The 22,466-nt window shown below is 64.2% G+C and carries 19 protein-coding genes; 3 read left to right on the forward strand and 16 right to left on the reverse strand.

The genetic code is table 11. From position 1 onward, the window contains the following. Positions 1 to 95: 95 nt before the first annotated feature. The 5 genes from AC0L3P_RS32505 to AC0L3P_RS32525 all read right to left on the reverse strand — a co-directional run bounded on the left by AC0L3P_RS32505 (position 96) and on the right by AC0L3P_RS32525 (position 5,205). On the reverse strand, positions 96 to 503 hold the full coding sequence (locus tag AC0L3P_RS32505) for a F0F1 ATP synthase subunit epsilon (protein WP_473308322.1): 408 nt from the start codon (positions 501 to 503) through the stop codon (positions 96 to 98). Between the two features lie 86 nt (positions 504 to 589). Beyond that, on the reverse strand, positions 590 to 2,032 hold the full coding sequence (gene atpD / locus AC0L3P_RS32510) for a F0F1 ATP synthase subunit beta (protein ID WP_275174178.1): 1,443 nt from the start codon (positions 2,030 to 2,032) through the stop codon (positions 590 to 592). A gap of 52 nt (positions 2,033 to 2,084) precedes the next feature. After that, positions 2,085 to 2,960 carry a F0F1 ATP synthase subunit gamma gene (locus AC0L3P_RS32515; RefSeq protein ID WP_473264773.1) on the reverse strand — a complete coding sequence of 292 codons (876 nt, stop codon included), beginning with the start codon at positions 2,958 to 2,960 and terminating at the stop codon, positions 2,085 to 2,087. Between the two features lie 155 nt (positions 2,961 to 3,115). Continuing rightward, entirely contained in the window at positions 3,116 to 4,645 is a 1,530-nt protein-coding gene (gene atpA / locus AC0L3P_RS32520) for a F0F1 ATP synthase subunit alpha (RefSeq protein WP_106945574.1), read from the reverse strand. After that, positions 4,645 to 5,205 (reverse strand): F0F1 ATP synthase subunit delta, encoded by a 561-nt coding sequence (locus tag AC0L3P_RS32525; protein WP_007604340.1) that lies wholly within the window; start codon positions 5,203 to 5,205, stop codon positions 4,645 to 4,647. The genes atpA and AC0L3P_RS32525 overlap by 1 nt, the downstream gene beginning before the upstream one ends. 644 nt (positions 5,206 to 5,849) lie before the next feature. On the opposite strand from AC0L3P_RS32525, the gene AC0L3P_RS32530 reads away from it, so the two are divergent. Beyond that, on the forward strand, positions 5,850 to 6,359 hold the full coding sequence (locus AC0L3P_RS32530) for a septal ring lytic transglycosylase RlpA family protein (RefSeq protein WP_275174182.1): 510 nt from the start codon (positions 5,850 to 5,852) through the stop codon (positions 6,357 to 6,359). A gap of 110 nt (positions 6,360 to 6,469) precedes the next feature. Here AC0L3P_RS32530 and AC0L3P_RS32535 read toward each other — a convergent pair whose 3' ends face one another. Further along, positions 6,470 to 8,680 (reverse strand): primosomal protein N', encoded by a 2,211-nt coding sequence (locus tag AC0L3P_RS32535; protein WP_473308327.1) that lies wholly within the window; start codon positions 8,678 to 8,680, stop codon positions 6,470 to 6,472. Between the two features lie 111 nt (positions 8,681 to 8,791). Between AC0L3P_RS32535 and AC0L3P_RS32540 the strand changes: the two genes are divergently transcribed. After that, on the forward strand, positions 8,792 to 9,757 hold the full coding sequence (locus tag AC0L3P_RS32540) for a tyrosine recombinase XerC (protein ID WP_473308329.1): 966 nt from the start codon (positions 8,792 to 8,794) through the stop codon (positions 9,755 to 9,757). A 100-nt stretch (positions 9,758 to 9,857) separates the two neighbouring features. After that, a complete protein-coding gene (locus AC0L3P_RS32545) occupies positions 9,858 to 10,448 on the forward strand; it encodes a DUF4337 domain-containing protein (protein ID WP_275174185.1) in 591 nt (196 codons plus the stop codon). Positions 10,449 to 10,606: 158 nt separating this feature from the next. On the opposite strand, the gene AC0L3P_RS32550 is transcribed toward AC0L3P_RS32545, so the two are convergent. The 10 genes from AC0L3P_RS32550 to mdh all read right to left on the reverse strand — a co-directional run bounded on the left by AC0L3P_RS32550 (position 10,607) and on the right by mdh (position 22,137). Then, complete coding sequence (locus tag AC0L3P_RS32550) at positions 10,607 to 11,137, reverse strand: hypothetical protein (protein WP_473308332.1); 531 nt, start codon at positions 11,135 to 11,137, stop codon at positions 10,607 to 10,609. A gap of 33 nt (positions 11,138 to 11,170) precedes the next feature. Beyond that, complete coding sequence (gene lpdA / locus AC0L3P_RS32555; protein WP_473308334.1) at positions 11,171 to 12,568, reverse strand: dihydrolipoyl dehydrogenase; 1,398 nt, start codon at positions 12,566 to 12,568, stop codon at positions 11,171 to 11,173. Between the two features lie 56 nt (positions 12,569 to 12,624). Continuing rightward, positions 12,625 to 13,374 carry an SDR family oxidoreductase gene (locus AC0L3P_RS32560; RefSeq protein WP_354064657.1) on the reverse strand — a complete coding sequence of 250 codons (750 nt, stop codon included), beginning with the start codon at positions 13,372 to 13,374 and terminating at the stop codon, positions 12,625 to 12,627. A gap of 42 nt (positions 13,375 to 13,416) precedes the next feature. Then, positions 13,417 to 13,806, reverse strand: coding sequence for a hypothetical protein (locus tag AC0L3P_RS32565; RefSeq protein WP_473308337.1), 390 nt, complete (start codon positions 13,804 to 13,806; stop codon positions 13,417 to 13,419). Between the two features lie 12 nt (positions 13,807 to 13,818). Further along, positions 13,819 to 15,060: a 2-oxoglutarate dehydrogenase complex dihydrolipoyllysine-residue succinyltransferase gene (odhB, locus tag AC0L3P_RS32570; protein ID WP_354064659.1), complete on the reverse strand. Its 1,242-nt coding sequence runs from the start codon at positions 15,058 to 15,060 to the stop codon at positions 13,819 to 13,821. A gap of 184 nt (positions 15,061 to 15,244) precedes the next feature. Next, positions 15,245 to 18,214 carry a 2-oxoglutarate dehydrogenase E1 component gene (locus AC0L3P_RS32575; protein WP_473308341.1) on the reverse strand — a complete coding sequence of 990 codons (2,970 nt, stop codon included), beginning with the start codon at positions 18,212 to 18,214 and terminating at the stop codon, positions 15,245 to 15,247. A 137-nt stretch (positions 18,215 to 18,351) separates the two neighbouring features. Continuing rightward, complete coding sequence (sucD, locus tag AC0L3P_RS32580; RefSeq protein WP_007604325.1) at positions 18,352 to 19,236, reverse strand: succinate--CoA ligase subunit alpha; 885 nt, start codon at positions 19,234 to 19,236, stop codon at positions 18,352 to 18,354. Between the two features lie 34 nt (positions 19,237 to 19,270). Continuing rightward, entirely contained in the window at positions 19,271 to 19,750 is a 480-nt protein-coding gene (locus AC0L3P_RS32585; protein ID WP_007604324.1) for a DUF1579 family protein, read from the reverse strand. Positions 19,751 to 19,754: 4 nt separating this feature from the next. Then, complete coding sequence (gene sucC / locus AC0L3P_RS32590) at positions 19,755 to 20,951, reverse strand: ADP-forming succinate--CoA ligase subunit beta (protein WP_027566399.1); 1,197 nt, start codon at positions 20,949 to 20,951, stop codon at positions 19,755 to 19,757. Between the two features lie 217 nt (positions 20,952 to 21,168). Beyond that, the gene (gene mdh / locus AC0L3P_RS32595) at positions 21,169 to 22,137 is read right to left on the reverse strand and encodes a malate dehydrogenase (protein ID WP_007598869.1); all 969 of its coding nucleotides are present in this window, start codon (positions 22,135 to 22,137) and stop codon (positions 21,169 to 21,171) included. Positions 22,138 to 22,466 lie beyond the last annotated feature (329 nt).

Consider the following 22,466-nt stretch of genomic DNA (forward strand, 5'->3'; position numbering starts at 1 on the left):
ACGGTGCAACAAAGTTTCAGCGCCCGCCACTTCCGTGACGAGCGCTGAACTTATTCAGGAATTTTCAGTCGAGCCCCGGCGCGGTGCACCGGGGCTTAGTGCATTGCCGTGCTGTTGAGCTGCTGCTGGATGCTCTTGAAGTGGTCGAGCCGCGCAATGGCTTGATCGAGCTCGCTGCCTTCGTGCTCCTTCAATCCCTCTTCCATCTCCGAGACGGTCGCGGCGAACTGGGCGCGGTCGAGCTCGGCCAGCGAGGTCGCGACGTCGGCGAGCACGGTCAGGCCCTTGTCGGAGACTTCGGCGATACCGCCGAGCACGATGATCTTCTCGTGCTTGCCGCCGCTGGTCACTGTGAGAATGCCGGGCCGGATCGCGGCCACGACCGGCGCGTGTCCCGCCAGCACGCCGAAGTCACCTTCGACGCCGGGGATATCGACCTGGTCGACCTCGCCCGAGAAGGCGAGCTTTTCCGGCGAGACGAGATCGAAGTGGAAGGTGGCCATTGGAAACCTGCGAATGGTGAGTAGCGAATTGCGAATGGAGCGGGAGCAGCGCGACTATTCGCTACTCCCCGCTCGCCCTTCGCAGCTTAGGCCGCCTCGGCCGCCAGCTTCTTGCCCTTCTCGATCGCCTCTTCGATGGTGCCGACCATGTAGAAGGCGGCTTCCGGCAGGTGGTCATACTTGCCTTCGCAGAGGCCACGGAAGCCCTTGATGGTGTCCGCGAGGTCAACGAACTTGCCGGGCGAGCCGGTGAAGATTTCGGCGACGTGGAACGGCTGCGACAGGAAGCGCTCGATCTTGCGGGCGCGGGCCACCGTCAGCTTGTCCTCTTCCGAAAGCTCGTCCATGCCGAGAATGGCGATGATGTCCTGCAGCGACTTGTAGCGCTGCAGCACCTGCTGGACCTGACGCGCGGTGTCGTAATGCTCCTGGCCGACGACGAGCGGCGAGAGCATGCGCGAGGTCGAGTCGAGCGGATCCACCGCCGGATAGATGCCCTTTTCCGAAATCGCGCGGTTCAACACCGTGGTCGCGTCCAAATGCGCGAACGAGGTCGCGGGCGCCGGGTCGGTCAAATCGTCGGCCGGAACGTAAATGGCCTGCACCGAGGTGATCGAACCCTTCTGCGTGGTGGTGATGCGCTCCTGCAGCGCGCCCATGTCGGTGGCGAGCGTCGGCTGGTAACCCACGGCGCTCGGGATACGACCGAGCAGCGCCGACACTTCAGAACCGGCCTGGGTGAAGCGGAAGATGTTGTCGACGAAGAACAGCACGTCCTGGCCCTGGTCACGGAAGTGCTCGGCGACGGTCAGACCGGTGAGGCCGACGCGGGCGCGGGCGCCGGGCGGCTCGTTCATCTGGCCGAACACCAGCGCGCACTTCGACTTGACGCTCGGATCCGGATTGTGCGGATCGGCGTTGACCTTGGACTCGATGAACTCGTGATAGAGGTCGTTGCCCTCGCGGGTACGCTCGCCGACGCCGGCGAACACGGAGTAACCACCGTGCGCCTTCGCGACGTTGTTGATCAGCTCCTGAATCAGCACGGTCTTGCCGACGCCGGCGCCGCCGAACAGGCCGATCTTGCCGCCCTTGGCGTAGGGCGCGAGCAAGTCGACGACCTTGATGCCGGTGACGAGAATTTCCGCTTCGGTCGACTGGTCGGTATAGGTCGGCGCTTCCTGGTGGATGGCGCGCATGCCTTCGGACTGGATCGGACCGGCTTCGTCGATCGGCTCGCCGATCACGTTCATGATGCGGCCGAGCGTGCCCGCGCCGACGGGGACCGAGATCGGCTGACCGGTGTCGGTCACTTCCTGGCCGCGGACCAGACCTTCGGTCACGTCCATCGCGATCGTGCGCACGGTGGACTCACCGAGATGCTGCGCAACTTCCAGCACGAGGCGGATGTTGCCGTTCTTGGTTTCCAACGAATTCAGAATCGCCGGCAGATGGCCTTCGAACTGAACGTCGACGACGGCGCCCATGACCTGGGTGACACGACCGACCTGGGTAGCTGCTGTAGCCATGAAGCTCTCCTTCGAAATTCTTTACTTGAACGACCGTCGTTTGGTTCGTGCGTCAGACCGCCTCGGCGCCGGAGATGATCTCGATCAGCTCCTTGGTGATCTGGGCTTGACGGGTTCGGTTGTAGATCTGGGTTTGCTTGCGGATCATTTCGCCCGCGTTGCGGGTGGCGTTGTCCATCGAGCTCATCTGCGCGCCATAGAACGAGGCGTTGTTTTCCAGCAGCGCGCGGAAGATCTGCACCGCGATGTTCCGCGGCAACAGGCCGGAGAGGAGTTCGTCTTCCTCCGGCTCGTAGTCGTAGGACGTCGACGGCGCGTTCGCCGCCTTTTCTTCCACGGTCAGCGGAATGATCTGCTGCGCGGTCGGGACCTGGGCAATCACGGACTTGAACTGCGCGTAGAACAGCGTGCAGACGTCGAATTCGCCGTTGTCGAAGCGGGCCAGAACCTTCTTGGCGATGTCCTCGGCGTTGAGAAAGCCGAGCTGACGAACGCCGCGCAGGTCGAGGTGCTCGACGATCTGCTTGTCGTACAGGCGGCGGAGCTGCTCGTAGCCCTTGCGGCCGACGCAGAAGAATTTGACTTCCTTGCCCTGCGCCATCAGCGTCTGGGCGCGCTCGCGCGCGAGGCGCACGATCGAGGAGTTGAACGCGCCGGACAGGCCGCGCTCGCCGGTGCAGACCAGCAGCAGGTGAACCTGATCCTTACCGGTGCCGCCCAGCAGCACCGGCGCGCCGGGCGAACCGGCGGCAGCGCTGGCGATGTTGGAGATCACCGCGCTCATCTTGTCGGCATAGGGCCGCGCTGCCTCGGCCGCTTGCTGGGCGCGGCGCAATCGGGACGCCGCGACCATCTGCATGGCCTTGGTGATCTTCTGCGTCGCCTTGGTGGAGGCGATGCGGACGCGCATGTCTTTAAGTGACGCCATTCTTCGTTCACCCCGGCGGTTCGACCCCTTGGATCAAGCCGCTAGCCTATCCCAGTCGTCATGCCCGGGCGTGTCCCGGGCATCCACGTCTTCGTTTCCATGCAGTGAGGCACGGAAGGCCGGGACAAAAAAGCCCGGCCTTTGCGACCGTTCTCTTATGCGAAGCTCTTGGCGAAACCTTCGACCACCGACTTCAGCTTGGCGGCGCTGTCGTCGGAGAGATCGCGGCTGTCGCGGATCGCGTTGAGGATCTCGACGTTCTTGCCACGCAGCAGCGACAACAGACCGTCCTCGAACGCACGCACCTTGTTGACCGGAAGCGGGTCGAGATAGCCGTTGGTGCCGGCCCAGATCACGCAGACCTGCTCTTCCATCTTCAACGGCGCGAACTGCGGCTGCTTCAGGAGCTCGGTGAGACGCGAGCCGCGGTTGAGCAGGCGCTGGGTCGAGGCGTCGAGGTCGGAGCCGAACTGCGCGAACGCCGCCATTTCGCGGTACTGCGCGAGCTCGCCCTTGATCTTGCCGGCGACCTTCTTGGTGGCCTTGGTCTGCGCCGAGGAGCCGACGCGCGACACCGACAGACCGACGTTCACCGCGGGACGGATGCCCTGGAAGAACAGGTCGGTTTCCAGGAAGATCTGGCCGTCGGTGATCGAGATGACGTTGGTCGGAATGTAGGCCGACACGTCGTTGGCCTGGGTTTCGATGACCGGCAGCGCCGTCAGCGAGCCCGAGCCCTGGTCCTTGTTCAGCTTCGCCGCGCGCTCGAGCAGGCGGGAATGCAGATAGAACACGTCGCCCGGATAGGCTTCGCGGCCCGGCGGACGGCGCAGCAGGAGAGACATCTGGCGGTAGGCGACGGCCTGCTTGGACAAATCGTCATAGATGATGACGGCGTGCATGCCGTTGTCGCGGAAGTACTCGCCCATGGTGCAGCCGGTGAACGGCGCGATGTACTGCATCGGCGCCGGATCGGACGCGGTGGCGGCGACGATGATCGAATATTCGAGCGCGCCCTGCTCTTCCAGCACCTTCACGAACTGGGCAACGGTCGAACGCTTCTGGCCGATCGCGACGTAGACGCAATACAGCTTGATGTTCTCGTCCGGCTGCGCGTTGAGCGGCTTCTGGTTGAGGATGGTGTCGAGCGCGATCGCGGTCTTGCCGGTCTGACGGTCACCGATGATCAGCTCGCGCTGGCCGCGGCCGATCGGGATCAGGGCGTCGATCGCCTTGAGGCCGGTCGCCATCGGCTCGTTCACCGACTTGCGCGGAATGATGCCGGGCGCCTTGACGTCGACGCGCATGCGCTTGTCGGCCTGGATCGGGCCCTTACCGTCAATGGGGTTGCCGAGCGCGTCGACGACGCGGCCGAGCAGGCCCTTGCCGACCGGCGCGTCCACGATGGCGCGGGTGCGCTTGACGGTCTGACCTTCCTTGATCTCGCGGTCGGCGCCGAAAATAACGATACCGACGTTGTCGGTTTCGAGGTTCAGCGCCATGCCGCGGGTGCCGTTCTCGAACTCGACCATTTCACCGGCCTGGACGTTATCCAGACCGTAAACGCGGGCGATACCGTCGCCGACGGACAGCACCTGTCCGACTTCGGAGACTTCAGCTTCCTGGCCGAAATTCTTGATCTGGTCCTTGAGGATCGCGGAAATTTCCGCGGCGCGGATGTCCATCAGCCTGCCTCTTTCATCGCGTGCTTGATCGAATTGAGTTTGGTGCGAAGCGAGCTATCGATCATCCGGCTGCCAAGCTTGACCACGAGGCCACCGATGATCGAGGGATCGACCTTCACGTTGAGCGCGACGTCCTTGCCGGTCACCGACTTCAGGGCAACCTTGAGGGCGTCGAGATTCTTGTCCGATAGCGCCTCCGCCACGGTGACGTCGGCCGTCGCCTCGCCCTTGAACCTGGCGACCAGGGCGCGATAGGCGCGGATGACGTCAGCCACCGCGAACAGGCGGCGGTTGGCGGTCAGCACTTTCAGAAAATTGGCGGAGATGCCGGCGATGCCCGCTTTGTCCAAAACGGCCGAGAGGGCCCTGGACTGGGCATCGGCCGCGAACACAGGGCTGCGGACGAGGCGCTTCAGATCGGCGCTTTCGTTCAGCATGCCCTCGAATTTTTCGAGATCGGCTTTGACCTCGTCGACCACTTTCTGGTCGCGGGCCAGTTCAAACAAGGCCGTTGCATAACGGCCCGACACACCGGAAACGGACGTATCTTCTGCAGCCACAGACGTGCTCTTTTTGCTGTCAAACTCGCAAGGGAAAAACCGTCGCCACGAAGCGGCGCCTAGCGATCCAAGCCCTTGGAATTCAAGCGGGACTTCGATTTTCGACCCCGCACGGAAGTGCCGGGCTCGTTAAAATCGCGGCTTTGCTAACATAGCAGGCGCGCACGTGCAACATGACGCCAAATTAAAGGCATGGCGTTCTGTCGCCAGTTCGTCGCACTCCACGGCGACGCGACGACGACCTGCCATGCCGCGGAATTGCCACAGCGCTTACCAACCCTTGACCCGACGCCGGCCGTTAGTTCCTGCCGTCAGCGCATAGCGGCCATGAACACGGATCGCTGAGGCGTGATTCCCGGCGCGCCGGTTTCACTCGCCGAATACTTACTCAATTCTAAACGCACGAAGGGATGACTTCGTTTTACAGTATTTGCAGGTAATCCGGAGGTTAATAAATCGTTAAAATGCAATATTACGGAATATCGGCCGAATATCCCCGCCGGTAACAAGATATTACATGAAGACACAGAACCGATTTACTGCCCAATTCACGCCTCATTAGGAATCGAAACGCAGTCCCGCTCGTAAACTTACGGGGGCTCCACTTGCCACATATGTGGCAATACTAGCTTAGGGACCAATAGATGCTTTGTTTGAAGACGCTGGGCAGTGTGACCCGGCCGCGTACGGCGATCGCTTTTGTTGCCGCAACTTTCCTTATCGGTGGAACTGCCACCGAAGCTTCCGCCAAATCCCGGCATCACCATCGGTATTCCCACCATCATCACCGCCACCTGGCCCAGAACGATGCCAACACGACCTCTGATTGGCGTAACGCCAATGCGTCAATGACGCCGTCGCAGGGCACCGGACGTTCCTTCTCCGGCATGGCTTCCTTTTACGGAAACGAGTCCGGCAGCAGGACCGCCTCGGGCCAGCGCTTCAACCAGAACGCCATGACCGCGGCGCACCGTTCGCTGCCGTTCGGCACCAAGCTGCGGGTCACCCATGGCGGCTCGAGCGTCATCGTCACCATCAACGACCGTGGCCCGTTCATTCGCGGCCGTGTCCTCGACCTCTCCACGGGCGCTGCCCGCGCCATCGGCCTCACCGGCGCCGGCGTTGGCCGCGTCACCGCCGAAGTCGTCTCCTAAGGCACGCAACGCGTGAAACAAGCCCGCCGTCTTGGGGGACGGCGGGCTTTTTGTTTGCATTTTCGTAGCCCGGATGGCGCGCAGCGTAATCCGGGCTACAAGCCCAGCCTCTACAAAAAGCTCTGCGGATCGACGTCGACTTCGAGCTTTTGATTGCCCTTCGGCTTCGGGCATACGGCAAGCCAGTTGCGCAGATAATCCGACAGGTCGAACCCGCGCGCCGATTTCACCAGGATGCGGAATCGGTAGCGGCCCTTGATGACCGCGAGCGGGGCTTCCGCCGGACCCAGCACCACCACGCGCTCGTCGCGCGGCGCGAGCGCAACGAGGTGGCGGCCAAAGCCTTCGGCGCTCGGCCGGTCGCCGGCGGAAATGATCAGGCTCGCGAGCCGCCCGAACGGCGGATAGAGCGTGCGTTCGCGCAAGTCGATCTCGCTGTCGTAGAAGGCTTCGCGGTCGCAGGCGATCAGCGCCTTCATCACGGGATGATCGGGCTGGTGGGTCTGGAGATAGCCGACGCCACGGCCCTGCTCGCGCCCGGCGCGGCCGATCACCTGGTTGAGCAATTGCCAGGTGCGCTCGGAGGCGCGCGGATCGCCATTGGAGAGGCCGAGATCCGCATCGACCACGCCGACCAGATTGAGCCGCGGGAAATTGTGGCCCTTGGCGACGAGCTGGGTACCGATGATGACGTCGACGCGGCCCTCCGCAATGTCATTCAGCTCGGAGCGCATCGTCTCGATCGAGGTGATGAGATCGCTCGACAGCACCATGGTGCGCGCTTCCGGGAATAGCGCGGCCGCCTCTTCCTGCAAGCGCTCGACACCGGGCCCGACCGCGACCAGCGATTCCTCCGCCGCGCAATGCGGACAGGTTTGCGGGCGCGGCATCGAGAAGCCGCAATGGTGACAGACGAGTCGCTGGCGGAAGCGGTGATCGACCAGCCAGGCATCGCAGATGGTGCAGGCGAAGCGATGGCCGCAGGCGCGGCACAGCGTCAACGGCGCATAGCCGCGGCGATTGAGGAACAATAGCGCCTGCTCGCGCCGCTCGATCGCGGTCCTGATCTCGGAGGCCAGCCGCGGCGAGATGAAGCGGCCGCGCGCCGGCGGCTCGCGGCGCATGTCGATGGCCTCGATATGCGGCATGTGCTGGCCGCCGAAGCGCGACGGCAGCGCGATTCGCTGATAGCGGTTCTTGCGCGCATTGACCTCGGATTCGACCGACGGCGTCGCCGACGCCAGCACGATCGGGACCTTTGCGAGATGCGCGCGCACCACCGCCATGTCGCGGGCGTGATAATGCACGCCCTCGTCCTGCTTGTAGGCCTGGTCGTGCTCTTCATCGACCACGATGAGGCCGAGATTGGCGTAGGGTAGAAACAGCGCCGAGCGCGCGCCGACCACGACCGGCGCGCTGCCTTCGGAGATCGCCACCCAATTCCGCGCGCGGGTACGCGGCGTCAGCTCGGAATGCCATTCCAGAGGACGCACGCCGAACCGCTGCGCGAAGCGATCGAGAAACTGGCCGGTGAGCGCGATCTCCGGCATCAGGATCAGCGACTGTTTTCCACGGCGGATCGCCTCGGCCACGGCTTCGAAGTAAACCTCGGTCTTGCCCGAGCCGGTGACACCGTCGAGCAGCGCGACGTGAAAGCTGCCGTTGGCGGCGAGCGCGCGCATCGCATCGACGCCGGCGCGCTGGAGCGGCGAAAAATCCGGCCGGCTGAAATCCGGATCGGGGGCCGGCGGCGGCGGAGCCGGCGGCATCGGCTCGACCGTGAGCGTGCCTTCGTCGACGAGACCGTCGATCACGCCGGCCGAGACGCCGGCCTCCTTGGCCGCCTCGGATTTGCCGTGCAGCAGCCGGTCCGACAGCACCTCGATCAGGCGCTGCCGCGCCGGCGTCAGCCGCCGCGGGGGATCGCCGACCAGGCGCACGCCGGCGCGCACCCGCTCGGGGCCGAGGTTCTCACCCATCCGCAGGCACATGCGCAGCACCATGCCGCGCGGGCTCAGCGTGTAATTGGCCACCCAATCCACCACCGCACGCAGATCGGGCTTCAACGGCGGGATGTCGAGCTTTTCGCTGACCTCCTTGAGGCGGTTGTGCAGGCGCGGATCCGGATTGGCGTTTTCGGCCCAGACCACGGCGAGCACCTCGCGCGGGCCGAGCGGCACGCCGATAATATCGCCCGCCTTCAGCTCCATCCCGCGCGGCACCTTGTAGGAATAGGTCTGGTCGAGCGCGACCGGCACCAGCACGTCGACCATGCGGGTCGCGTTGGCGGAGACGGCGTTGCTGCGCGACGTGTGATCCATGGAGGGGGAATCGGAACCTGGGGCTTCAAGGCTAGCGCCCGGGGGCGGCCTTAGCGAACGATAAACGAGTGTGATGCGATATACTGAGTGGAATCACCACGTCCAGAGCGCATGAGCAAAGCGGCCGCCCCACAAATCGAGCTCGCCAGCGCCGATCCTGATATCGCGCAGGAGATGACACGCTGGCTGTCACATCTCGGCGCCGAGCGACGGTTGTCGCCGAAGACGCTGGAGGCCTATGGCCGCGATTTGCGGCAGTGCCTGGATTTTCTCTGCGGACATTGGGGCGAGCGGGTGACGCTCAAGCGTTTCGCCGCGCTGGAGGCCACCGATGTCAGGGCCTTCATGGCGATGCGCCGCGCCGACGATATTGCCGGCCGCTCGCTGATGCGCGCGCTCGCGGGCCTGCGTTCGTTCGGCCGCTTCCTCGAGCGCGAAGGCAAGGGCAAGGTCGGCGCGCTCTCAGCGATCCGCGCGCCGAAAGTCGCAAAGAGCTTGCCAAAGCCGCTGCCGATGGCTTCGGCCAAACGTCTTGCGGACGCCGACGAGCGCGCCGGCGAGGACCGCGAGACCTGGATTTTGGCGCGTGACGCCGCGGTGATGGCTCTCCTCTACGGCTCGGGCCTGCGCATCTCCGAAGCGCTGGGGCTGATGCGCCGCGAGGTGCCGCGTCCCGGCGAAGGCGACGTGCTGATCGTCACAGGCAAAGGCAACAAGACCCGCATGGTGCCGGTGCTGCAGAACGTACTCGCGCTCGTGCAGGAGTACGTCGCGATGTGCCCGTATCCGCTGCCAGCCGAGGGCCCGATCTTCGTCGGCGCGCGCGGCGGGCCGTTGAGCCCGCGTATTATCCAGCTCGCGATGGAGCGGCTGCGCGGCGCGCTCGGCCTGCCCGACAGCGCCACGCCGCACGCGCTCCGGCATTCCTTCGCCACGCATCTGTTGTCACGCGGCGGCGATTTGCGCGCGATCCAGGAATTGCTCGGCCATGCCTCGCTCTCGACCACGCAGATCTATACCGGCATCGATGCCGAGCGGCTGCTGGAAGTCTATGCCAGCGCGCATCCGCGGCGGTGATGCTGACATGAAGCTGTCATAGCAAGCCTCCAGGCGCGCATGCCTCTTGCGCGGCGCCCGCGGTTCGGTCAATCGTGGCGAACCGAGCCAGGAGGGATTTATGAGCGCACATGAAAGCATGGAGCATGCCGAGCACGCCGAACACGCGTCCGGCTCGAACAAGAAGATCGCGCTCCTGATCGCTGTCCTGGCGCTTTTCCTGGCGATCTCCGAGACGCTCGGCAAGGGCGCCCAGACCGAATCGATCAGCAAGAACGTCGAGGCTTCCAACCTCTGGGCCTTCTTCCAGGCCAAGAGCATCCGCCGCACCATGGTGCAGAGCATGGCGGACCAGGGCAAGCTCATCCTCGGCGCGGCGAGCGACGAGGCCAACAAGGTGGCGGTGCAGAAGCAGATCGAGGACTGGCAGAAGACCGCGCAGCGCTACCGCTCCGAGCCGGAGACCGGCGAAGGCACCGAGCAGCTGGCCGAAAAGGCCAAGCACGCCGAGCATGAGCGCGACGAGGCGACTGCGAAATATCATCACTTCGAACTGGCGTCCGCCGCCTTCCAGATCGGCATCGTTCTGGCCTCAGCCACCATCATCACCGGTATGATCGCGCTCGCCTATGTCGCTGGCCTGCTGACGATCGGCGGGCTCGTCATGACCGGGCTCGGCCTGTGGTTGCCGCATCTGCTGCATTTGCATTAGCGAAAACGAGACGCGTGGTTTGACGCCACACAAGCAGTGTCATGCCCCGGCTTGACCGGGGCATCCAGTACGCCGCGGCTTCTCCGTATCCATTGCCGTCTCTGGAATACTGGATCGCCCGGTCAAGCCGGCGATGACAGCGAGCGTGCGGTGAGGCTTCAGCGCGCTTCATGCACGCTCTTGCGAAAACGCTGGATCAGGCGGAGCGTGCGGGAGGACCAGCCTTCGCCGTTGCCGGCGATCAGCTCGCGGATGCGCCGTTTGATCGGATCGACCAGCTCGGCGGCCTTAGCACGCAGCTTCAGCACCAGAGCATAAAGCCGCTCGAACCAAGCCATCTCCATCAGCTTGTCGCGCGTCACGTCGAAGACGAAGGCGGTGACGCCGACGCCGAGCAGCTTTGCGAACACGATGGTGAAGACCGCGCTGGTCCAGTATTCGTGCGTGAGCAGCCACAGGCCGACCAGCTTGAGCGGAAACAGCGGAACGATCGGCACAGCGAACACGATCAGCGTCATCGCCGGCGACAGCGCATCGACGCGGTCCGACAGCCATTCCTTGAACCGGGCGAGCGGGACGATTGCGACAACCCGCGCGACGATCGGTTCGAGATGGTCCCACAGCCAGGCTTCGATCAGGAAGATGATCGCAAGCAGGACCCAGAGCGGTTGAAGCAGGCGGCGTAGCATGTGTTTCCCGCCCGATTCGGCGCTGGGCGCGACCTACATATGGATGGCCCGCTTGCCGACTGCAAGCGCGGCTTCCTTGATGGCCTCCGAGCGCGTCGGGTGGGCGTGGCAGGTGCGCGCGAGATCCTCCGCACTGCCACCGAATTCCATGAGAACGCACGCCTCATGGATCATTTCGCCGGCTTCGCGGCCGATAATGTGCACGCCGAGCACGCGATCGGTCTTCGCATCTGCGAGAATCTTCACAAAGCCGTCAGTGGTCTGATTGACCTTGGAGCGGCCGTTGGCGGTAAAGGGAAACTTTCCGACCGTATAAGCCACACCGGCCTGCTTCAGCTCTTCCTCGGTCTTGCCGACGGAGGATACTTCCGGCGTGGTATACACGACGCCTGGGATAACATCGTAATTCACGTGGCCGGCCTGCCCTGCGATGATCTCGGCAACCGCGACGCCCTCGTCCTCGGCCTTGTGCGCGAGCATCGGGCCCGCGACGACGTCGCCGATGGCATAGACGCCCTTCACGCTGGTGGCGAAGTGCGGATCGATCTGCACGCGGCCGCGATTGTCGAGCGCAACGCCAGCTTCCTTCAGGCCCAGCCCATCCGTGTACGGCACACGGCCGATGCAGACGAGAACGACGTCGGCTTCCAGCGTCTCGGCAGCGCCGCCGGCGGCGGGCTCGACCGTCGCCTTCAGCGTCTTGCCGGAGGTGTCCACGCCCGTGACCTTGGCACCCAACTTGAAGGCAAAGCCCTGCTTCTCCAGGATACGCTGGAATTGCTTTGCGATCTCGCCGTCCATGCCGGGCAGGATGCGGTCGAGGAATTCAACGACGACGACTTCGGCGCCGAGACGGTGCCAGACCGAGCCGAGCTCGAGACCGATCACGCCGGCGCCGACGATCAGCAGCTTGCCGGGGACCTTGTCCAGCGACAGCGCCCCGGTCGACGACACGATGCGGGTCTCGTCGATCTCGATGCCCTTGAGACGTGCGATGTCCGAGCCGGTGGCGATCACGATGCTCTTGGTCTCGATCACTTGCGACTTGCCGTCGGCGGAGACTTCGACCTTGCCGGTGCCGAGAATCTTGCCGGCGCCCTTGAGCACGTCGATCTTGTTCTTCTTCATCAGGAACTCGACACCCTTGACGTTGCCGTCGATGCCCTGCTGCTTGAAGTTCATCATCGCAGGAAGATCGAGCTTCGGCGAGGAGACGCTGACGCCCATCTTGGCGAAGGAATGCCCGGCTTCCTCGAACATTTCGGAGGCATGCAGCAGCGCCTTCGACGGCATGCAGCCGACATTGAGGCAGGTGCCGCCGAGCGTGGCGTTCTTTTCGACCACGGCGACTTTCATGCCGAGCTGCGCTGCACGCACCGCGCAGACATAACCGCCCGGTCCGGTGCCGATGACGACGAGATCGTATGCCATGAGAGAAAGTCCCGTAAGTTTAGCGTTGAGAGATGTGTCAGCGTCCGCGCGGCGCGTCAGCGTCCGCCGGACACATCGAGAATGGCTGAGGTGACGTAGGAGGCATCGTCCGACATTAGCCAGACGATGGCGTTGGCGACTTCATCGGCAGTACCGACGCGCTTCATCGGCACCATATGGGCCAGACGATGGTGCCGATCGGGCTCGCCGCCGGAGGCGTGGATTTCGGTATCGATCAGGCCGGGGCGGATGCCCGCGACGCGAATGCCTTCGCCGGCAACCTCATAGCCGAGGCCGATGGTGAACGAATCGATCGCGCCCTTGGACGCGGCATAGTCGACATAGGTGTTCGGCGCGCCGAGCTTGGCGGCAACCGATGACAGATTGACGATGACGCCGCCCTGGCCGCCGTGCCTGGTCGACATCCGTTTCACCGCTTCGCGCGCGCAGAGGATGGAGCCGGTGACGTTGACCGCCATCACGCGCTGGATGCGCTCGGCCGACATCTCGTCGACGCGCACGCCACTGGTCCCGACAATACCGCCATTGTTGACGAGTGCGCCGAGCGTGCCGAACGCGTCCGCGGCCTTGAACAGCGCAAGGATGTCGCTTTCCTCGGCGACATCGCATTTCACCGCGATGGCCTTGCCGTTGCTGGCCGCGATCTCCGCGACCACCTCGTCGGCAGCCGTCTTGTTGCTGGCATAGCCGACCACGACACGGAAGCCGCGCGCGGCCGCAGCAATCGCAGTCGCGCGGCCAATGCCGCGGCTGCCGCCGGTGATAACAACGACTTTATCCGTCAACTTCGTCTCCCGCGGCTCACATGCATCTTCCACGCCCTAGCATCAGTTCTGTGACTCCGCGGCCTGGCTAATGGTCCAAGCGGTCGTCAGATCCGGATCCTTCACAGTCTCGCCCGTCGAGCGCAGGCGATACTCGCCCGGCCGCGCGGCGAGAAACATCGAGAGATGTGGCGGCAGATTAACCGTCTGTCCCTTCCAAACCTCGCCTTCACACTTGACCGCGATGCCCTTGGGCGTCGCGCTGACGATTTTGCCCCAGAATTGGACCTGCGATGTCACGGTCTTTCCATCGGCGGCAAGATAGGTGAAACCGGCAAGAAGCAGTTGTCCGACGAGGCCATCCCCTTCGTCCTGGTCCCACGGTGGTGGAGGACCGCCGTCGGGAATATCCGACGGCATCCATGGCGGCCGGGCTGTCGCGTCGTCTGACACGATGCCTCCCGATCAGAGATCGAGCACCAGGCGCGCCGGATCTTCCAGGCTCTCCTTGACGCGAACAAGGAAGGTCACGGCTTCCTTGCCGTCGATGACGCGGTGATCGTAGGACAGCGCCAGATACATCATCGGGCGGACCTCGATCTTGCCGCCGACGACCATCGGCCGCTCCTGGATCTTGTGCATGCCGAGGATGCCGGACTGCGGCGCGTTCAGGATCGGGGTCGACATCAGCGAGCCGTAGATGCCGCCATTGGTGATCGTGAAGGTGCCGCCCTGCATCTCGTCGATCTTGAGCTGGCCATCGCGGGCGCGGCGGCCGAAATCGGCGATGCCCTTTTCGATGTCGGCGATCGACTTGTTGTCGCAGTCGCGCACCACGGGCACCACGAGGCCCTTGTCGGTGCCGACGGCGACACCGATGTGATAGTAGTTCTTGTAGATCAGATCGGTGCCGTCGATCTCGGCGTTGACGGCCGGAATATCCTTCAGCCCCTGCACGACGGCCTTGGTGAAGAAGCCCATGAAGCCGAGCTTGCTGCCGTGCTTCTTCTCGAACGCATCCTTGTAGTGGGCGCGCAGCGCCATGACGTTGGTCATGTCGACCTCGTTGAAGGTCGTGAGCATCGCGGCGGTGTTCTGCACGTCCTTGAGCCGGCGCGCGATGGTCTGGCGCAGCCGGGTCATCTTGACGCGCTCTTCGCGGGCGGCGTCATCGGCCGGCGACGGTGCGCGGACCTGGACCGCAGCGGCGGGCTGGTTGACCGGGGTCGGCGCCGAGGCCGCACGCTCGATCGCGGCGAGCATGTCGCCCTTGGTGACGCGGCCGTCCTTGCCGGAGCCGGGAACGGTCGAGGCGTCAATGCCGGTTTCGGCCGAGAGCTTGCGCACGGAGGGAGCGAGCGGCGCGTCGGCCGGCGGTGCTTTCGACGCGGAGGGAGCAGCCGCAGCGGCGGCAGCAGGAGCGGCAGCCGCGGGCTTTGCGGGCGCAGCGGCCGGCTTGGCAGCGCCGGCGGCGCCTTCGGTAATCTGGCCCAGCAGCGCGCCGACCGCGACGGTGGCACCATCGGCAGCGATGATCTCGCTCAGCGTGCCGGCGGAGGGCGCCGGGACTTCGATGGTGACCTTGTCGGTCTCGAGCTCCACCAAGGGCTCGTCGACGGCGACGGGATCGCCGGCCTTCTTGAACCAGCGGCCGATGGTGGCCTCGGTGACGGATTCGCCGAGGGTCGGCACACGAATTTCAGTCATGGTCTTTTCCTTAAGGAGATCGCCAATGCGGTCATGAATTTCACAGGTGTCATGCCCCGCGAAGGCGGGGCATCCAGTACTCCGCGGCGTTCGTGGTCATCACGGCCGTCACGGCGTACTGGATCGCCCGCCCCAGTGCGCAATTGCGCACAAGGCGGGCGATGACAGCGTCCTAAAAAACGTCTCAGCTCAATGCTTCGTCCAGGAACGCCTTCAACTGCGCCTGATGCTTCGACATCAGACCCGTGGCGGTCGCGGCGGAGGCGGCGCGACCGACATAACGCGGACGCCGGCTCACACCGTTCACCTGGTTCAGCACCCATTCCAGATAGGGCTCGATGAAGTGCCAGGCACCCATGTTGCGCGGCTCTTCCTGGCACCACACCACTTCGGCCTTCTTGAAGCGCGACAGCTCGGCCACCAGCGCCTTGAGCGGCACCGGATAGAGCTGCTCGACGCGCATCAGGTAGATGTCGTCCATCCCGCGCTTCTCGCGCTCCTCGTAGAGGTCGTAATAGACCTTGCCCGAGCAGAGCACGATGCGGCGGATCTTCTCGTCGGGAACGAGCTTGATCGCTTCGCTCGGCAGCATCTGGGCGTCATCATAGAGGATGCGGTGGAAGGTCGTTCCCTTCGCGAGCTCCTCGAGACGTGACACCGCCCGCTTGTGACGCAGCAGCGACTTCGGCGTCATCACGATCAGCGGCTTGCGGATCTCGCGGTGGAGCTGCCGGCGCAGCACGTGGAAGTAGTTCGCCGGCGTGGTCGGATAGACCACCTGCATGTTGTCTTCCGCGCACATCTGGAGATAACGCTCCAGACGCGCCGAGGAGTGCTCCGGCCCCTGGCCTTCATAGCCGTGCGGCAGGAGGCAGACGAGACCGGACATGCGCAGCCATTTGCGTTCACCCGAGGAGATGAACTGGTCGAACACGACCTGCGCGCCGTTGGCGAAGTCGCCGAACTGCGCTTCCCACAGGGTCAACGTGTTCGGCTCGGCGAGCGAATAGCCGTATTCGAAGCCGAGCACGGCTTCTTCCGACAGCAGCGAGTTGATGACCTCGTAATGGCCCTGCTCGTGACCGAGATGGTTGAACGGCGTGTAGCGGCTCTCGTCTTCCTGGTCGATCAGGACCGAGTGGCGCTGCGAGAAGGTGCCGCGCTCCGAATCCTGTCCGGACAGGCGGACATGGTGGTTCTCGTTGAGCAGCGTGCAGAACGCCAGCGCCTCGCCGGTCGCCCAGTCGATGCCCGTGCCGCCGTCGATCGCCTTGGCGCGGTTTTCGAGGAAGCGCTGGATGGTGCGGTGGACGCGGAAACCATCCGGCACCTTGGTGATCTTGCGGCCGATGTCCTTCAGGGCGGCGATGTCGACGCCGGTAACGCCACGCCGCGCATCTTCTTCCTGATCGGCGATCTTGAAGCCGGCCCATTTGCCGTCGAGCCAGTCGGCCTTGTTGGGCTTGTAGCCGGAGCCGGCTTCGAGCTCGGCATCGAGCCGCGCGCGCCAGTCCGCCTTGGCCTTCTCGACCTCGCCCTCGGTCAGCACGCCTTCGCTGATGAGGCGGCGGGCGTAGAGCTCGAGCGTCGACGGATGGGCCGCGATCTTCTTGTACATCACCGGCTGGGTGAATGCCGGCTCGTCGCCCTCGTTATGGCCATGCCTGCGGTAGCAGAACATGTCGATGACGACGGGCTTGTGGAATTTCTGCCGGAACTCGGTCGCGACCTTGGCCGCGAACACGACGGCTTCCGGATCGTCACCGTTGACGTGGAAGATCGGCGCGTCGATCATCTTCGCCACGTCGGACGGGTAAGGCGACGAACGGGAATAACGCGGATAGGTGGTGAAGCCGATCTGGTTGTTGACGATGAAGTGCACGGAGCCGCCGGTGCGGTAGCCCTTCAGGTCCGACAGGCCGAAACATTCGGCGACCACGCCCTGGCCGGCAAATGCTGCGTCGCCATGCATCAGCAGCGGCATCACCGAGATGCGCATGTCCGGCGGATCGCCGTGCTGGTCCTGCTTGGCGCGGACTTTTCCGAGCACCACGGGATCGACGATCTCGAGATGCGAGGGGTTGGCGGTCAGCGACAGATGGATGCGGTTGCCGTCGAACTCGCGATCCGAGGACGCGCCGAGGTGATATTTGACGTCGCCCGAGCCTTCGACCGCATCAGGATTGGCCGAACCGCCCTTGAACTCGTGGAACAGCGCGCGATGCGGCTTGCCCATCACTTGGGTCAGCACGTTGAGGCGGCCGCGATGCGGCATGCCCAGCACGACCTCCTTCACGCCGAGATTGCCGCCGCGCTTGATGATCTGCTCGAGCGCGGGGATCAGCGATTCAGCACCGTCCAGGCCGAAGCGCTTGGTGCCGGTGAACTTGGTGTCGCAGAATTTCTCGAAGCCTTCGGCTTCGACCAGCTTCATCAGGATGGCGCGGCGGCCTTCGCGGGTGAACGAGATTTCCTTGTCAGGCCCCTCGATGCGCTCCTGGATCCACGCCTTCTGGGCCGCGTTGGTGATGTGCATGAACTCGACGCCGAGCGTCTGGCAGTAGGTACGCTCGCAGATCGCGGTGATTTCGCGCAAGCTGGCGTATTCGAGACCGAGCACATGGTCGAGGAAGATCTTGCGGTCGAAATCGGCTTCGCTGAAGCCGTAGGTCCGCGGATCGAGCTCTTCGCGATTGCGCTGGGCTTCGATGCCGAGCGGATCGAGCTTGGCGTGGAAGTGCCCGCGCATGCGGTAGGAGCGGATCAGCATCAGCGCGCGGACCGAGTCGCGGGTGGCCTGGAGCAGGTCGGCGGAGGAGAGGCCGCCGCCCTTGTCGCCAGCCTTGGCCTGCGCCTTGGCGGCGATCTTGGCACCGACCGTCTTCTCGACTTCCGCCCAATTGCCGTCGAGCGCGGAGGTCAGATCGTCCTGCGGGGTCAGCGGCCAGTTGGCGCGCTCCCAGGACGGGCCTTGGGCGTTCTTGCTGATGTCGCCCGGATGGTCGTTGAGGCTCTTGAAGAAGTCCTGCCACTCGGCATCCACCGAGGACGGGTCCTTCTCGTAGCGGGCGTAGATTTCGTCGATGTAGGTGGCGTTGGTGCCCTGCAAAAAGGAGGAGAGGGCAAAGGCTGCGTTCGCGTCTTGGCGAGACATACTTGAGTTCCTGGCGATTTCGGTTCGCGCATAACAAACGGCGCTGGCGCTGGGCTCCCCGGCAGAGGACCAGCGCGACAGGCACCATTTACCCTATTTGCTGCGAAACTTCGCCCGGAAAATTACGAAGGTGTGAATCAGGCCTTCAATTTTTCGGCAAGCGTGTGGCCAAGGCGAGCGGGAGACGGAGACACTGTAATTCCTGCCGATTTCATCGCGTCGGTCTTGGAACCGGCGTCGCCCTTGCCGCCCGAAATGATCGCGCCGGCGTGGCCCATCCGGCGGCCGGGAGGGGCCGTGACACCGGCGATGAAACCGACCATCGGCTTCTTGCGGCCGCGCTTGGCCTCGTCCTTGAGGAACTGGGCGGCGTCCTCCTCGGCGGAACCGCCGATCTCGCCGATCATGATGATGGACTCGGTCTTGGGATCGCCGAGCAGCATTTCCAGCACGTCGATAAACTCGGTTCCCTTGACCGGATCGCCGCCGATGCCGACCGCGGTGGTCTGGCCGAGACCTTCCTGGGTGGTCTGGAACACGGCTTCGTAGGTCAGGGTGCCGGAGCGGGAAACGATGCCGACGCTGCCGGTCTTGAAGATGTTGGCCGGCATGATGCCGATCTTGCACTCGCCCGCAGTCATGACACCCGGGCAGTTCGGCCCGATCAGGCGCGACTTGGAGCCGGCCAGCGAACGCTTCACCCTGACCATGTCGATGACCGGGATACCTTCGGTGATGCAGACGATCAGCGGGATCTCGGCATCGATGGCTTCGCAGATCGCATCGGCCGCGCCCGGCGGCGGCACGTAGATCACCGACGCATCGGCACCGGTCTTCTCACGCGCCTCGCGCACGGTGTCGAACACCGGCAGGCCCAGATGCGTCGCGCCGCCTTTGCCGGGCGAAGTGCCGCCGACCATCTTGGTGCCATAGGCAATCGCGGCCTCCGAATGGAAGGTGCCGTTCTTGCCGGTAAAGCCCTGGCAGATGACCTTGGTGTTCTTGTCGATCAGGATGGACATGAGGTCTGCTTTCGCGAAACTAACGAGTGAGAGGTCAGTGGATGCGGCGGTAGACGCCGGTGAGCACGTCGGCCCAGCCTTCCGCGTCCGGCGAGAACTGGATCTTCAACGAATAGGAATCGTCGTCGATGATTTCATAGACGTGGCGCGCATTGCCGCGGAGCGAGCCGCGCACCAGCGTCAGGGTCTTGCCGACCCACCCGCCGGAGGCGGGCGAGGGCGGCGTGTAGCCGAGCGAGTCGTACCAGAACAATTTGTAGGTCCGGTCTTCGCGGTCGAAGGTGAAGATGCCGTGGGTGGCGAAGCTCTGCTTGCCGTCGCGGGTCTGGACCGAGTCCTGGATCAGATAGAAGCCATTGAGATCCATGTGGGCCACGACGCGAGAGGTCGCCGTCCCGCCCTCCGTCCAGCGCGACGGAAAGACCACCTCTTCGCCATTCCATTCACCGGCGAACGCGGCAAGACGCGCGTGCTCCGGCAGCGGAGATGATGCAGCGAGATGGTCCTGGGTCATGGCCTCAGCCTCCCTTGACGGCCTTCACAATCTTCTGCGCGGCGTCGTCGAGATTGTCGGCCGGCACCACGTTCAGGCCGGATTCACGGATGATCTTCTTGCCCAGCTCGACATTGGTGCCTTCGAGGCGAACCACCAGTGGCACGCTGAGGCCGACTTCACGAACCGCAGCCGTCACGCCCTCGGCGATCACGTCGCACTTCATGATGCCGCCGAAGATGTTGACCAGGATGCCCTTCACGTTGGGATCCGCGGTGATGATCTTGAAGGCGGCCGCCACCTTTTCCTTGCTGGCGCTGCCGCCGACGTCGAGGAAGTTCGCCGGCGCCATGCCGTAGAGCTTGATGATGTCCATCGTCGCCATCGCGAGGCCGGCGCCGTTGACCATGCAGCCGATATTGCCGTCGAGGGTGACGTAGTTGAGGTCGTATTTCGAGGCCTCGATTTCCTTGGCGTCTTCCTCGGTCTCGTCGCGCAGCGCGAGCACCTCGGGGTGACGGAACAGGGCGTTGTCGTCGAACGACACCTTGGCGTCGAGGACGCGGAGCTGACCCTGCTTGGTCACGACCAGCGGGTTGATCTCCAGCATCGACATGTCCTTGGCGACGAACGCCGCGTAGAGCTGCGCGGTGAGCTTCTCGGCCTGCTTGGCGAGATCGCCGGAGAGTTTCAGCGCGTTCGCGACGGTGCGGCCGTGATGGCCCATGATGCCGGTTGCGGGATCGATCGAGAAGGTCACGATCTTCTCAGGCGTGTTGTGCGCGACGTCCTCGATGTTGACGCCGCCCTCGGTCGACACCACGAAGGAGACGCGGGAGGTCTCACGGTCGACCAGAATCGAGAGGTAAAATTCCTTGTCGATGTCGGAGCCGTCCTCGATGTAAAGGCGGTTGACCTGCTTGCCGGCGGGGCCGGTCTGGATGGTGACGAGCGTGGCACCGAGCATCTGCTTGGCGAATTCGGAAACCTCCGCGGCCGACTTGGCGATGCGCACACCGCCCTTGTCGCCGGCCGAGGCTTCCTTGAACTTGCCCTTGCCGCGGCCGCCGGCGTGGATCTGGCTCTTCACGACCCAGACCGGGCCCGGGAGAGCCTTTGCCGCCGCGTCCGCATCGGCCGCCTTCAGGACCGGAACGCCCTTGGAGATCGCGACGCCGAACTCGTTCAGCAGCGCTTTGGCCTGATATTCATGGATATTCATATGGTCGCTCCCTGAACCCGCGGGCGGTGACCTCGTAGGCCCACCTCAGTCTTGTGGCTGGCATACCATATACCACAGGAACTGCAACCCGGATTCTCTGACATCGATCTCTGGACTTGCGGACCGGGACCCGCCCCAACCCTAAACAAGGTTTGGCGGACCGCGGAAATGAAACCGCCGAAGACCGGGTTTCGATCTTCGGCGGAATGTTGTGACCTTAGCGGCCCAGAAGGTCGGGTGCGATCTTCTTGCAGGCGTCAACCAGACCCTGGACCGCGCCGACCGACTTGTCGAAGGCTTCGCGGTCCTTGCCGACGAGCTCGATCTCGACGACGCGCTCTACGCCCTTGGAGCCGATCACGACGGGCACGCCGACATACATGTCCTTCACGCCGTATTCGCCGTTCAGGTAGGCGGCCGAGGCCAGCACGCGCTTCTTGTCACGCAGATAGCTCTCGGCCATCGCGATCGCGGAAGCCGCCGGCGCGTAGAAGGCCGAACCGGTCTTGAGCAGATTGACGATCTCGGCGCCGCCGTTGCGGGTGCGGTCGACGATCTCGTCGAGGCGCGCCTGCGAGGTCCAGCCCATCTTGACGAGATCGGGCAGCGGGATGCCGGCGACGGTGGAGTATTTAACCAGCGGCACCATCGTGTCGCCATGGCCGCCCAGCACGAAGGCGGTGACGTCTTCGACCGAAACGTTGAACTCGTCGGCCAGGAAGTAGCGGAAGCGCGACGAATCCAGCACGCCGGCCATGCCGACGACCTTCTTGTGCGGCAGGCCGCTAGCCTTCTGCAGCGCCCAGACCATCGCGTCGAGCGGGTTGGTGATGCAGATGACGAAAGCGTCGGGGGCGTACTTCTTGATGCCGGCGCCGACCTGCTCCATGACCTTGAGGTTGATGGAGAGGAGGTCGTCGCGGCTCATCCCGGGCTTGCGCGGCACGCCGGCGGTGACGATGCAGACCTTTGCGTTGTCGAGCGCCTCGTAGGAGTTGGCGCCAGTGTAGTGCGCGTCAAAGCCGTCCACCGGCGAGGACTGCGCGATGTCGAGCGCCTTGCCCTGCGGCACGCCCTCGGCGATGTCGAACATCACCACGTCGCCCAGCTCTTTCAGGCCGATGAGATGAGCCAGCGTTCCGCCGATCTGACCGGAGCCAATCAAAGCAATCTTGTCGCGCGCCATGTGAACCTGTCCTTTAGACACGTAAGGAGGGGAAAACTGAGACGGGTGGTTATCCCTTTCGCCTCCCCCGTTCAAGTCGGTGGATGCCCAATTGTCGGGCTCGCCGCGAAAGCAGCCAGAATACCCCGCGAACCGTCAGCCTATCCCAACGGTCATTCCGGGGCGCGACGAAGTCGCGAGCCCGGAATCCAGATCGGGAGTATGGATTCCGGGCTCGGGGGGGGGGGGCCCCCCCGGAATTAGGGCCCCGATGGCATTATTGTACACCCCCCCCCAGGGGGGGGCCCGGGGGGGGGGATGCATTGGGGCGGGGGGGGGCGCCCCAGATT

Source organism: Bradyrhizobium sp. WSM4874, assembly GCF_055811835.1.

Excerpts from the sequence above, each read along its gene's own strand:
- AC0L3P_RS32505 (WP_473308322.1), bottom strand. The coding sequence starts at position 503 with ATGGCCACCTTCCACTTCGATCTCGTCTCGCCGGAAAAGCTCGCCTTC.
- atpD (WP_275174178.1), bottom strand. The coding sequence starts at position 2,032 with ATGGCTACAGCAGCTACCCAGGTCGGTCGTGTCACCCAGGTCATGGGC.
- AC0L3P_RS32515 (WP_473264773.1), bottom strand. The coding sequence starts at position 2,960 with ATGGCGTCACTTAAAGACATGCGCGTCCGCATCGCCTCCACCAAGGCG.
- atpA (WP_106945574.1), bottom strand. The coding sequence starts at position 4,645 with ATGGACATCCGCGCCGCGGAAATTTCCGCGATCCTCAAGGACCAGATC.
- AC0L3P_RS32530 (WP_275174182.1), top strand. The coding sequence starts at position 5,850 with ATGCTTTGTTTGAAGACGCTGGGCAGTGTGACCCGGCCGCGTACGGCG.
- AC0L3P_RS32535 (WP_473308327.1), bottom strand. The coding sequence starts at position 8,680 with ATGGATCACACGTCGCGCAGCAACGCCGTCTCCGCCAACGCGACCCGC.
- AC0L3P_RS32540 (WP_473308329.1), top strand. The coding sequence starts at position 8,792 with ATGAGCAAAGCGGCCGCCCCACAAATCGAGCTCGCCAGCGCCGATCCT.
- AC0L3P_RS32545 (WP_275174185.1), top strand. The coding sequence starts at position 9,858 with ATGAGCGCACATGAAAGCATGGAGCATGCCGAGCACGCCGAACACGCG.
- AC0L3P_RS32550 (WP_473308332.1), bottom strand. The coding sequence starts at position 11,137 with ATGCTACGCCGCCTGCTTCAACCGCTCTGGGTCCTGCTTGCGATCATC.
- lpdA (WP_473308334.1), bottom strand. The coding sequence starts at position 12,568 with ATGGCATACGATCTCGTCGTCATCGGCACCGGACCGGGCGGTTATGTC.
- odhB (WP_354064659.1), bottom strand. The coding sequence starts at position 15,060 with ATGACTGAAATTCGTGTGCCGACCCTCGGCGAATCCGTCACCGAGGCC.
- AC0L3P_RS32575 (WP_473308341.1), bottom strand. The coding sequence starts at position 18,214 with ATGTCTCGCCAAGACGCGAACGCAGCCTTTGCCCTCTCCTCCTTTTTG.
- sucD (WP_007604325.1), bottom strand. The coding sequence starts at position 19,236 with ATGTCCATCCTGATCGACAAGAACACCAAGGTCATCTGCCAGGGCTTT.
- AC0L3P_RS32585 (WP_007604324.1), bottom strand. The coding sequence starts at position 19,750 with ATGACCCAGGACCATCTCGCTGCATCATCTCCGCTGCCGGAGCACGCG.
- sucC (WP_027566399.1), bottom strand. The coding sequence starts at position 20,951 with ATGAATATCCATGAATATCAGGCCAAAGCGCTGCTGAACGAGTTCGGC.
- mdh (WP_007598869.1), bottom strand. The coding sequence starts at position 22,137 with ATGGCGCGCGACAAGATTGCTTTGATTGGCTCCGGTCAGATCGGCGGA.